At 38.5% G+C, this 13,171-nt stretch carries 6 protein-coding genes; all 6 read right to left on the bottom strand.

From position 1 onward, the window contains the following. Positions 1–67: 67 nt before the first annotated feature. The gene (locus HUS62_RS06125) at positions 68–5,686 is read right to left on the bottom strand and encodes a leucine-rich repeat domain-containing protein (RefSeq protein WP_175078896.1); all 5,619 of its coding nucleotides are present in this window, start codon (positions 5,684–5,686) and stop codon (positions 68–70) included. Positions 5,687–5,794: 108 nt separating this feature from the next. After that, complete coding sequence (locus HUS62_RS06120) at positions 5,795–6,799, bottom strand: hypothetical protein (RefSeq protein WP_175078895.1); 1,005 nt, start codon at positions 6,797–6,799, stop codon at positions 5,795–5,797. Next, positions 6,799–7,740 (bottom strand): autotransporter outer membrane beta-barrel domain-containing protein, encoded by a 942-nt coding sequence (locus HUS62_RS06115; RefSeq protein ID WP_175078894.1) that lies wholly within the window; start codon positions 7,738–7,740, stop codon positions 6,799–6,801. Before HUS62_RS06115 ends, HUS62_RS06120 begins: the two co-directional genes overlap by 1 nt. Before the next feature lie 289 nt (positions 7,741–8,029). Then, on the bottom strand, positions 8,030–10,627 hold the full coding sequence (gene acnB, locus HUS62_RS06110; protein WP_175078893.1) for a bifunctional aconitate hydratase 2/2-methylisocitrate dehydratase: 2,598 nt from the start codon (positions 10,625–10,627) through the stop codon (positions 8,030–8,032). Positions 10,628–10,922: 295 nt separating this feature from the next. Further along, positions 10,923–11,972 (bottom strand): OmpA family protein, encoded by a 1,050-nt coding sequence (locus HUS62_RS06105; protein WP_175078892.1) that lies wholly within the window; start codon positions 11,970–11,972, stop codon positions 10,923–10,925. A gap of 449 nt (positions 11,973–12,421) precedes the next feature. Next, the coding region (locus tag HUS62_RS06100) for an OmpA family protein (protein ID WP_175078891.1) at positions 12,422–13,171 on the bottom strand (750 nt) is incomplete at its 5' end.

The raw sequence follows: 13,171 nt of genomic DNA, 5'->3' as shown, positions 1-13,171 counted from the left end.
GTGAAATTTTAATGCAGAAACAGAAATAGCCGCAATATGCGGCTATTTAAACAACATGAGATGATATTTACGGGTTTAATTCAACAAACTCAACGTCAACCTCACATGAGGCTGTTATTGGCCCTACTTCATAGTAATCCGCAGAATGCCAAATGCCATCACAACCTGTTACACTTGCTACTTCATAACCTGTATCCGGGTATAGGTAGATGCCTCTGGTTTCACCATCCTGTAAATGCATTTCTGTATCACTGACACTGCCATTACCTGTGATATTCACAGTTACTGTGTAGCTTAAACTGTAAAAAATATTGTAATAACCTTGATTATCACGAAGATCATCTAAATAAGCCTGTGTTTCCGCTGATAATGGGTTACTTTCAAAATTTAAGTTTGCGTAGTTATTTGTAATACCTTCTATCCCACTCACAGTACGTAGCGGGTTATTCCATGCAGAAACATATTCCAGATTAGTATTATTAGCAAAGTCAATTTGTGTTACAGCTGTACTTTGTAAATAAAAATGCTGTAAAGATGTCATTGTGCTTATATCTAACTGAGTTAATAAATTATTCCCCCAAATATCTAACGTTTGTAATTGTTGAGGATTAGCAATTGTTGAAAAATCAGTAATGCTAGAGTCCCCCACAGACAGATAGATTAAACGAGTAAACGGTGAGAAATCAAAGCTTGTATAGTCTTGACCACCGATACCAAGTCTAGACACATGGTAAATCTGCTCCCAAGGAACTAAAGACTGTTCAACGCCCCTAAGACTTATATTTGTAAGCGAGGACAACAGAGAAAAGTCTAAGTTGCTAATAGCTGTATAATCAAGAGATAAAGACTCAAGATTATTCAGATTGGATAAATCCAATTCATTAATAGCTAGGTTGCTTGCATTTAATACTACAAGTTGATTATTCTGGAAAAGATCAAGCTCTAATAAACGGTTATTATTAATTATGAGCTCCTCTAGTAGTATATTGACATCTAGGTCAATTGATAATAATTCATTATTTTTAAGAGCAAGATGATTAAGGCTTGGGGCTTGACTTAAGTCTATGCTTGTTAATTCATTCTGCGATAAATCTAAACGCACCAAGTTAGTATATTCAGACAATTCTATACTTTTTAATTGATTTGAAGTTAAATAAAGCTCTGTAATAATACTAGGATCATAAACCAATAGTGAGGTAACTCCAGAATTATGGATACCTATAATTCTTAGGTTAGAGTACTGTGATAAATCAATATCCCCACTTCCTAGATTCAGCTCACTTATATGAAATGCTTCTAAGTTGCTAAAAGACTCTAATCCTTCCAGAGATTTTACTTCTCCGTTTCCACTCCATGCACAAAATAGCTCTGTCGTTTCTTCTAACCGAGTGTAGCCAGAATTATCTACACACATTGCAAGCACAGTGTCGGTGATATTTGCCTTTATAGATAGTGGGACTAACTCTTTAAATGTCACATCAATCTGGCAACTTTGGCTCACAAAGGAAATTTCATAGTTTCCTTCATCGTTAATAAAACCTTCGCAGCCAGAAATTGTATCTAATTCATAACCCGAATTTGGATTGATTGATGTCCACCAGTTTGAGCCATGACGTACAATACTTTCATCTCCGACAGCTAATGAGCCATTTTCATCACTGTTAACTGTAATCGTGTGCTCTGGCGCATCAAACGATAAGTAAACTTTATCTTCCTCAAGGCAACTATTACCTTTTAAGTATTTACAAAAAGTAATATCACGACGGTTATTATCAATAAGCTCTATAACCGTATCTTGACCATCAAGTATTAACTCCAGTTTACCGTCAAGCAGCTCAATATTAATCGGCTCAGCATCATCTAGTTGGAAAGTATAATATTGCTTATCAAGTTCAGCATCATAATCACTATAACTCACTGACCAGCGAGCAATACCGTTATCGTCATTTTGATATAGGGTAAAGCCCATATCGTAATCTTCAAATTGATCAACCTTAGTTGAGCTTGAATAATCGTGGACATATAAATAAGCATAAGAATCAATCAGTTGATTATCATTATAATAATTTGTTAAGCGTTCAACATAGTAGCGATTACCATCTACCGCGACTAATGTATATTCAAACTCACCATATAACTCGCAATTAGCCTGTGAAATATCACACCAGTCTACAGGTTGCCAAGTTTCAGTATCATAATAAAGATCGCGCTTTAAGTGACCATCTTCAAACCCTTTTTGGTATAAACTAGTGTTAAAGGTAAAGAAAACCTGACCATCGTCATACACTTGAATATCAGCCCAGTGCGAGTCTAAATCATGGCCTTCCCTGAACTCATGCCGACCAGCAAAATTAGCAGCAGAGATTGCTTGCACATTTCTGCGTACTAGGATGCCTGAGTCAGTATAACTGCCATCATCATCAGAGCCTGATACGAGGAATTGGTAGCCCACATTAATATCTTTGGTGAAATAAACTGTTTCTGTAGAATTATTTTCAATAGAAGTTATCGTTAAGTGTTCATCGGTAATTTGCCAACTAAAATTTTCTAGTTCATTCGTTGTTACATCGGTGAAACTACCTTCCCCATTTTCATTTAATGACATGATTAAAATGCTGTTATCATAAGTAGCATCTCCTACTGTCCACTCTCCAAGTAGCTCCAATTCTGTTGTGGTAATATAATTAGTCTCAGTGTGCAAATATACATTGGACTGCTCGGTACCTGAGCGAATCCAAACGTCATTTTCATAATATTCATAAGTAATAATAGACCAGTACCAGTTAGTCCCCTTTTCAGGATAAGCCGTTAGACTAACACTACTTATTTCTGTACGGTAATGAGTTTCAACTTGCTGCTCACCAACAAATGGAAAAGCAATATATTCATCAATAACAATACTGTTTACTGGTATTATCTCTATACTATTATTAACTTCAGACCAAGTAATGGCATCCTTTCTATCATAAGTGAAAGAACCACTTTGATCTTCATTTAATAAAAGCTCATAAGCTGGTGCATTATATAAATCACTGTTATTTATAATATATTCGCCAGCGGCTAATAATGCAGGTTTAAACGTTGCGGTAATATCGCAATCCGCACCTGTGGTATAGACAAGGTAATAATCTCCTTCGATATATCCTTCGCATCCTGTAATTTCATCAACAACATACCCTTCATCAGGGCTAATTACGAAAGACGCATATTGGTACCAATACGAAGTTTGGCTACTAGGTGAGAGGCTACCATTCTGAGATGGGTTTACTGTTAACGTAATTTTAGGGCGCTTAGGTAAGTAACTAATTTGCGTATCAGTTGAACAACTGCTTCCTTGCTGATATCGGCAAATAGTAATAGCATTTTCATCTGCAGAAACCAGTTCAACAAACCACGTATTACCATCAACTTGGTAGCTTAATACGCCATCATTGAACGTTGCCATATGCTCAACACCATCAAAGCGGACAACATACTTTACTTCACCTAAATCATTATATTGACTGTAAATAGCATCTGTTGAACTATCATCTTTGTAAAGAGAAATAGAACCATCTAATAGCTCTTCAGTAAAGGCAGAGTATGAAAAGTCTTTACTATATTCATAAATGAATACCGATTTAACTTCATCATATGCCTCACCACCCATAGTGTAATAAGTTAGCGTCCTAATTATGTAATAGGTGCTACCAACAATATTAATGAATTCATGTTGCATTTCACTTTCAAGGTAACAGTCATCAGCAAAGCCATCACAGCTTGATACAAGACCATATGTTTCTGAATAAAAGCGTTTTCTAGAGAAATTGCCATCTTCAATATGACCTTGGAAACCTGAATAATCTAAACCAATAGCGACACTACCATCAGGGTAAATATTCAAATCATAAGATTGAGAAGTACCAACAAAACCATGCCAACGACCAATAATATCCTCATCGGTTGTTGTCACATTCGCTTTTTTAACCATTAAACCTGTTAATGTATTACTTGGCTCATCAAAACTAGTGTCTAATGCAACAACTTGGTAGCCCGCAGAGAGAGCTTTTGTAAACCAAAACGCAATTAACCCAGTTTCACCGTTTTCATCATAACTAATAGATAACTTAGTATCATCGAGCTCCCAACTAAATACCTCACTACTCTCACCCGTTACATCCCCTGTACCATCGGCATAAAAGCGCAAAGTTTCAGGTTCATCATCAGATGACGCAGAATCGTAATCATTGTCTCTTAAGTCTAAAACCCATGTGTTTTCGGTTAACTCAGTAGTATTTAGTGCTATTGTTTTAGCCTTATCAATCAGGTTTGTTGTATAGGTTCGAGTAACTGAAGGTTCCACAACGGGTTCACTACCATTTTGGTAGTCCAATGTTCGTTGTGTGGTTTGAGTCACTTCAATCGTTCTGAAAACCTCATTCTCTGCTAAAACTTGAAAACTAATATCTGTTAATTTTGTTTGCTCAATATAAGATTCATTACCATCGTTATATTCATCGGTGTAAGTCACTACACTATTTGCCAGCGCTAAGGTATAAACCCCAGACTCTTTACTCATTGTCAGTGTTGAGCTTGTATTTGCATTAAGTTCACCCGTACCGTCACTTGCCATAAAGAGGTGATATGCATCATTGTTATAATAACGAGGTGAGTTAACTATAAAATCACCAACAATAGGCTCATCGCTATCAGAAACTAAGTTTTCATCTTTTTTAATTTCTTCTTTCGTCTCTTCAATGAGATCTGGATCTTTCTCATTTACTTCATCTTCAAAATTCTTAGCGATATCTCCGTCACTGACAAGATCGAGTGTGCTTTCGACGCCTTCAGGGAGAACATAATCTGCATTATCCACGATGATTTTGATGAGAGTTGCCAATAAGATCTTTTCGTCAGCATCAACATTTAGCAGTGCTGCGTTTAGCTCTTCGACTGATTGAGGTTCTTCATTATTACGTGTTAAAAGCGCATATTCTGCGGTCGTTACATTCGTGATGTTGACGCCAAAGTTGTCTTCACTATCAAGCGTATTATCCTCACCAGCCTGTTCCAATAACGCTTGAATTGAGCTTAGCTGTGAAACAAAAACAACCCCAGGGTTGGTGCTATCAAGACCTTTTGCTTTAACCAGCACAAGCTTATCACTTGCAGATTCGTCCACAACAAGCTCAATCGTATAGCGACCGGTTTGATCTGCATTGACCGAAAAGACGTCACTACCAACATTAATCTCTAACTCTGCATTAGCAATTGGCTGATCCGTTACTATCCCGGTAATTGTCACTGTTGAAACATTTCGTTTAAATATAACGCTATGCTTTGCTGAAGTTGTTGCTCCATCGTTATCGGTTACAGTGACAGTGAAATTAACCGTTGTATCAGCGTCTATATCGGGTGTTTGAAAAGTAGCTTCAGCACTCGTTAATCCATCACTTTGTACAAAGTCAAAACTAGCATCAGATGTCCAACTGTAAGAGGCAATGCTACCGTCACTATCTGTGGCAGCGGCACTTAATTTAAAAGAAGCCTGCTCTGCACCTTCTGATTCGGCACTAATAGTAACTGTTGGACTTTGATTAACGGGGTCAACAGGATCAAGTTTAGTTTCAGAGTCACTACCTCCCCCACACCCAACTAAAAATAAGGTACCAAAAACCGCGGCTAACAGCCGCTTTTGAATTAACATATCTTTACTCCATTATATTCACTTATAGCAGGGAAACTCTTAGCTATTTAAACGCTAAATCCCTTAACGTTGATAAAAAGCCACAGCGAACTGTGGCTCTTGGTTTACTCAATTAATTGCTTTTCTTACTTGCTGAAGCTGCTCCTGAAAAGAGAGGCCTCTCAGATCACCCAAACCAGCAGCCATGGTCAGTGCATAAATTTCACTTTCTAGACTCAGCATGTGCGCTTCAACAGTGTCTTTATCAATAGCCAATTTTTGGGCTAAGTACTCAGCATAAAGGCTATTAATACGATCGATTTGTAATGACAATAAAGCAGCTTTTTGTTTAACTTGCTCGTACTTACGATAGTTAGCTTTACTAAATGTTTCTCCTTGCTCTAATTGTTTTCGAACGTCCTGATAAACTGTCGGAAATATATCGACTTTTTTTGAGTTAGCTAACCCATAAATTTTTTCGATATACTGAGAGAAATAAAACTGTACAACGGCGTCTTTTTCTAAATCAATGAGTTGCTCTAATAGCTTAGGTACATACTCAGCAACTTGCTGCTCTTGCCCGTCAATGAGCATTTCCTTTAATTGTTGATGTTGCTTATCGAGCTCTCGATAACGCTTTTCATAAGATGTTTCAGCATCCAATTGATCTAAAATGGCAAACTCATCTCTAATTGGCTGTAAAACCGATGTGATCCTTTGCTTGGCAAGCTGCGCTTCAGTAACCAAGGAAATGACCTCCTGACTTTGAGACATGACTTCATCTGCAACCGTATCAGATGAGAACAGTGACGCACTTTTTAAAGCATGTTCAGGAGCTAAACGCAGTTCATTAAACTCAGGCTCAAGCACCGCCCAAACTTTACGAGCCTTAGCTACACGCTCCTCATCAAATTGCGCTAAGTTCTCCGTATCTATTTGGTTATAAGCTGTAAGTGCTTCTTGGAAAACACTTTGGGCTTTTTCATAGGCTGCCTGTATTTGTTCGGGGGTCGCCTGTTCTTCTCCTGTAATACTACTCGCAAGAGAACCTAAATCTTGCTGAACAGAATCAATGGTTTTACACCCTGATAAAGAGAATAAAAGTAATGAGCTAATTATGGCGAACTTGTTCATTAATAGCTCCACTGCAAACCAACTGCAAAAGACACATTACTATATTCGACTTCAGGTACGCGCAAACGTTGACCATTTTCAAGATTCTTAGTCACTATATCGCGAGATTTGTATTGCGCATCAATACCGCCCATTAACGCAATATGTGACATTATTTGATAACGTAGCCCGACTCGTCCTAACACACCCCAGCCATTACAACTGTCGGTTAATGTAGTTGTTTCAAATTGAGTATTTTGAATTTCAGAGTACATGGGTGTACTCAATTCAGCTTCTGCATACCAGCTGTACTTATTAAAACTGTCTTTTAAACGACTATCGTAACGGGCACCTAAAGTAAGCAAGATACCTATTTGATCTTCTGACACAGAGACCACGGGGCGTAGCTGGGAGTTATAATCTTGTTGGTCGCCCACATTGTTCGCGTTATTCATACCCGGTAAGGTAAAACGAGCGGGGTTATCTGGATCATCTGAGATAGCAAGCAGTGCCTCATCAAATGCCGCTGCACCTGGTTGCACAAAAGCAAAATTTGAGCGTGTAAAACTAGAAGTAAAAAACTTAGTGCCTAAAGTAAACTGTATGGCTTTTGAAAAATTATAAGCACCTTTAAAACCGATCTCATTCGCTTTTGTTTTAAATGCATTTTCTTGAATATCGCCAAACTCTGCCAAATACCAAGTTTCAGTTTCAATTTCGGTAGAAATTGTTGCAGCACTTTCAATATAGAATCCCCAATTATCATCAATCCCTGTGTATGAAATTTGTCGTATTGCGGGATTGGTCACATCAATTGACTGACTCAACTTGCCAAACCCTGCTACATCATTGAGAGTCTCACTATAGCTAATCGTTTCAAAACCGAGTCGGACTTCACTAAAAGAGGGGTTAACAGCAAGAGCCGAACCACTAAGGGGGAGTAAAAGAAGAAGTGCTTTCATTGTTCAATTCCTTGATTTGCAAAATCTATGCAGCCAAGAAATAATGTCCGCCCTCCTTGGTTACAACATTAAACACAAAGTTACAACTGTTAACTTTTAACTTTTAACTTTTAACTTTTAACTTTTAACTTTTAACTTTTAACTTTTAACTTTTAACTTTTAACTTTTAACTTTTAACAATAATCAGTGTAGACAAATGTATTAATTTTACAAACCAAACTGAACAAAAACTTAATAAAAAAGCCCGCTAGGTGCGGGCTTTTATACTAGTAAATTTAATTATTACTAATTAAACAGCTTGCTGAACGATTACTTGGTCTGCCTTTTTAGTGTATTGAGGCATACGGTGGAAGTTCAGGTAACGATAAGTATCAGCTGCAGTTGCATTGATCTTATCTGAATACTCTTGGTACTCAGCAGGTGTAGGTAATTTACCTAAGATTGCCGCTACTGCTGCAAGCTCTGCTGATGCTAAGAATACGTTAGCGCCAGTACCTAGACGGTTAGGGAAGTTACGCGTAGAGGTAGAAACAACAGTTGCTTTATCAGCAACACGTGCTTGGTTACCCATACATAGTGAACACCCTGGAGTTTCGATACGTGCACCTACGCGACCAAAGATACCGTAGTAACCTTCATCAGTAAGCTGGTCTTTATCCATCTTCGTTGGTGGTGCAACCCAAAGTTGAGTTGGGATACGACCACTAAAACCATCTAGTAGTTTACCTGCAGCACGGAAGTGACCGATGTTAGTCATACAAGAACCGATGAATACTTCATCGATTTTCTCGCCTGTTACGTCAGAAAGAAGACGTGCATCATCTGGGTCATTAGGAGCACAAAGGATTGGCTCTTTGATGTCTGCAAGATCGATTTCGATTACATGCTTGTACTCTGCATCAGCGTCAGCTTCCATAAGTTCAGGGTTAGCTAACCACTCTTGCATTGCATTGATACGACGCTCAATCGTACGTACATCACCGTAACCTTCAGAGATCATCCACTTAAGCATTACGATGTTTGACTCAAGGTATTCAGCAATAGACTCTTTCGAAAGTTTAACTGTACAACCTGCCGCTGAACGCTCAGCTGATGCATCAGAAAGTTCGAAAGCTTGCTCAACTGTTAGGTGCTCAACACCTTCGATTTCTAGTACGCGACCAGAGAATTCGTTGATTTTACCTTTCTTCTCAACTGTTAGAAGGCCTTCTTTAATACCGTAGTAAGGGATCGCATGAACTAGGTCACGTAGTGTGATACCTGGCTGCATTTCACCTTTGAAACGTACTAAAATTGACTCAGGCATATCAAGAGGCATTACACCAGTTGCTGCTGCGAATGCTACCGCACCTGAACCCGCAGGGAATGAAATACCTAGAGGGAAACGAGTATGCGAGTCACCACCAGTACCTACTGTATCTGGTAATAACATACGGTTTAACCATGAGTGGATTACACCGTCACCTGGACGTAGTGATACACCGCCACGATTCATGATGAAATCAGGAAGTGTGTGGTGAGTGTTTACGTCGATTGGCTTAGGATAAGCAGATGTATGACAGAAAGATTGCATAGTTAGATCTGCAGAGAAACCTAAACATGCTAGATCTTTAAGTTCGTCACGCGTCATAGGACCTGTTGTATCTTGCGAACCAACAGTTGTCATTTTCGGCTCACAATATTGACCAGGACGTACGCCAGGCATGTTACATGCTTTACCAACCATCTTCTGAGCTAATGTGAAGCCTTTACCAGAATCAGTTACAAGAGCAGGCTTGCGGAAGATATCTTCAGCTTCCATACCTAGTGATGCACGCGCTTTATCAGTTAAACCACGACCGATGATTAGTGGAATACGACCACCAGCACGCACTTCATCAAGAATTACGTCTGATTTAAGAGAGAAAGTAGAGATTACTTCATCAGTACCGTGACGCTTAACAACACCTTCGTATGGGAAGATATCGATTTGGTCACCCATGTTTAGCTCATCAACAGGTAGTTCGATTGGTAATGCACCAGAATCTTCCATTGTGTTGAAAAAGATAGGTGCGATTTTACCGCCTAAACATACACCACCAACGCGTTTGTTTGGTACGTGAGGAATATCATCACCCATGAACCAAAGTACAGAGTTAGTTGCAGATTTACGAGAAGAACCCGTACCAACTACATCACCAACGTATGCAAGAGGTAAACCTTTCGTTTTAAGCTCTTCTAGTTGTGTGATTGGACCAACTTCACCTGGTTTTTCAGGATTGATACCATCACGTTCGTTCTTCAGCATTGCTAAAGCGTGTAGTGGAATATCAGGGCGAGACCATGCATCTGGTGCAGGTGAAAGGTCATCAGTATTTGTTTCGCCAGTTACTTTGAATACGGTAACTGAGATTTTTTCAGCAACTGCAGGCTTGTTTACAAACCATTCTGCATTTGCCCAAGATTCGATTACTTGCTTAGCAAATTCGTTACCTGCTTTCGCTTTTTCTTCTACATCGTAGAAAGCATCGAACATTAATAATGTGTTTGATAAACCTTTAACAACGATCGGCGCTAACGCTTCGTCATCTAGAAGATCAATCATAGGTGCGATGTTGTAACCACCTAGCATAGTACCAAGTAGCTCAGCTGCTTTTTCTTTTGATACAAGTGGAGAGCTCGCTTCACCTTTCGCAACTGCAGCTAAGAAACCTGCTTTGATGTAAGCAGCATCATCAACACCCGGTGGTACGCGGTTAACTAGAAGATCAACGATAAACTCTTCTTCGCCTGCCGGTGGATTTTTGATTAATTCAATAAGATCAGCCGTTTGCTGAGCATCTAATGGCGCTGGTACGATACCTAACGCGGCACGTTCTTCTACGTGTTTACGATATTCTTGTAGCACAATATTGCCCTCTTGGTGACGTGAAAGTACTCGGTAGTATTAAGCTAAATACCAATTAAGACCCAGTACTTATAGTATTCTGACGGTTAATTATAAAGCTTTTAAGTATAGATGAAAATCCATGCTGTAAGTAAGGAGTTTAATATTCACTATAAATAACATGAATAGTACTAGAAAAAAACGCTATTCAAATGAATATTTATTAAGAATCATTCCTATCTACTTACTTTATAGGTCTTAGAAATGAAAAAACCCAGCACTAGGCTGGGTTTTCAAATTTGCGTAAAGGGTTAGATTAACGCTCTACTTTTACACGCTCAATTACAGTTACTTTCGCTTCAACACGACGGTTTTCAGCGTGAGCTTCTGGCGTATTTGCTGGGTTTTTAAGGCGCTCTTCACCTAAACCAACAGTAGTAAGACGCATTGGGTCAATGCCATCTTCGATTAGTTTCTTAGCAACCGCATCAGCACGTTTCTTAGATAACCACTTGTTGTAGTCAGCTTTACCAACTGATGAAGAGTGGCCCTCAAGTACTACGTCTGTACCTGGGTGCTCTTTTAAGAATGCAGCAGCAGCATCAATATCATCTAGGTATTGTTGAGATACTTTAGATGTATTGTTAGGGAACGTAATTAGTAGGCTCTTAGTAACTTCACGATCTTCATAAAGCGTACAACCTGTGCCATCAACAGCATCAGTCATTGGTGTATTTGCACATTGATCATCAGCATCAGGGATGTTGTCACCATCGCTGTCTACTGGCTCAACTGGGACAGGAACAACTGTTGGAGCAGGCTCTACAGGTTCTGAAACTGAACTTTGTCCAAATAAGTAACTTACACCAAATTTACTGTTGAAGTCCGATTCACTGTGATCGAAACCACCATAATAAGAGGCTTCGACGTTAAAAGATAAACCATCTGTTAAAAAGTGCTGATAACCTAAACCTATATTTCCATATGTGTCTTTTGTGTAAACATCAATTTCTTTAACACCAATAAGACCATAAAATGGGCCGCCTGAAAAATGGTAAAGTAAATCAATACCATATCTTTCCATATCATGGTCATATTTATCGCCTGTTACCAGCGATTCAATATCAACATTTTCGTCAGCATACTCCAAGCGAGCTCCCCAATTATCGCTAAATCGATAACCTAACTCGGCTCCCATACCTGTGGCATAACCTGTACGTGCATACTTTGAATAGTCTGTTGCAATCCAAGAAGCATCGTAGTAGTCACCAAAGACACCGATATAAAAACCTTGTTTTTCAGCTGCGATACCTGAAGCACTTGTTGCAGCAAGCGCTAAAGCTATAGTTAGTGATTTTAATTTCATGTTTCATTCCCTTCCATTTTAGTAACTAAAGGCTGTGTAGCCTACACTCAGTCAAGATAGATGATGAGTAATTAATCCAAACTTAATAAACTCAAACAACTAATAAATTTTTATAATTCCATAGCATCAACTAAATACAGCGACATAAAGCACCTTAATAATCCATGTCGGACTGGTGCAAATTACACATCATTAAAAATAATTATATTACCTAATGATAATTCAACAAGGTAATTATATACCATACTACAATATTTTGATCTTTGATTAAGTGATTCATATCAAAACATGATGCTTATTACATCTTAAATTGGTACAAACTAAGGTTAACGTGTTTCTTTAAAAAATAAATATTGATTTTTATTCAAAAAAGGCCGGGCTAATAAAATTAGTCCGGCCTCATCATATGTTATTGAGTAATTAAAGAATATTTACCTTAAGTATATAATTTATTTGCGAAGTACTTTAACTTTCTCAACACTCGTGATTTGAGCTTCCACGCGACGGTTTTGTGCGTGCGCTTCAAGTGTATACGCTTCGTTTTTCAAACGCTCTTCACCGTAGCCAACAGTAGAAATTCTATCTGAGGAAATACCATCTTTAACTAGCTCTGCAGCAACATCTTTAGCACGCTTTTCAGAAAGCTTCATATTGTAGTCTGCATCACCTACTGCTGATGCATGGCCCTCAAGTACAACTGATGTGCCTTCGTTTTCTTTCATAAATGCTGCAACATCAGCAATGTCGCTGAAGTATTCATTTGGTACTTCTGCAACATCATGCGGGAAAGTGACAAGTAAAGTGATTGTTGCCTCTTTTTCTTCATAAAGAGTACAACCTTTGCTATCAACGGCATCTGTCATCGGTGTGTTAGCACACTGATCATCTGCATCCATTACACCATCATTATCACTGTCAGTTGGTTCAGCTATGACAGGAGCTGGCTCAACTGGCTTTGAAGATGAACTTTGTCCAAATAAGTAACTGACACCAAATTTACTGTTGAAGTCCGATTCACTGTGATCAAAACCACTATAATAAGAGGCTTCGACGTTAAAAGATAAACCATCTGTTAAAAAGTGCTGATAACCTAAACCTATATTTCCATATGTGTCTTTTGTGTAAACATCAATTTCTTTAACACCAATAAGACCATAAAATGGGCCGCCTGAAAAATGGTAAAGTAAATCAATACCATA

This window comes from Pseudoalteromonas sp. 0303, assembly GCF_013349995.1.
Lineage (GTDB): Bacteria > Pseudomonadota > Gammaproteobacteria > Enterobacterales > Alteromonadaceae > Pseudoalteromonas.
This window is presented reverse-complemented; position numbering and strand designations above follow the sequence as displayed.

Excerpts from the sequence above, each read along its gene's own strand:
- HUS62_RS06105 (WP_175078892.1), bottom strand. The coding sequence starts at position 11,972 with ATGAAATTAAAATCACTAACTATAGCTTTAGCGCTTGCTGCAACAAGT.
- HUS62_RS06125 (WP_175078896.1), bottom strand. The coding sequence starts at position 5,686 with ATGTTAATTCAAAAGCGGCTGTTAGCCGCGGTTTTTGGTACCTTATTT.
- HUS62_RS06115 (WP_175078894.1), bottom strand. The coding sequence starts at position 7,740 with ATGAAAGCACTTCTTCTTTTACTCCCCCTTAGTGGTTCGGCTCTTGCT.
- HUS62_RS06120 (WP_175078895.1), bottom strand. The coding sequence starts at position 6,799 with ATGAACAAGTTCGCCATAATTAGCTCATTACTTTTATTCTCTTTATCA.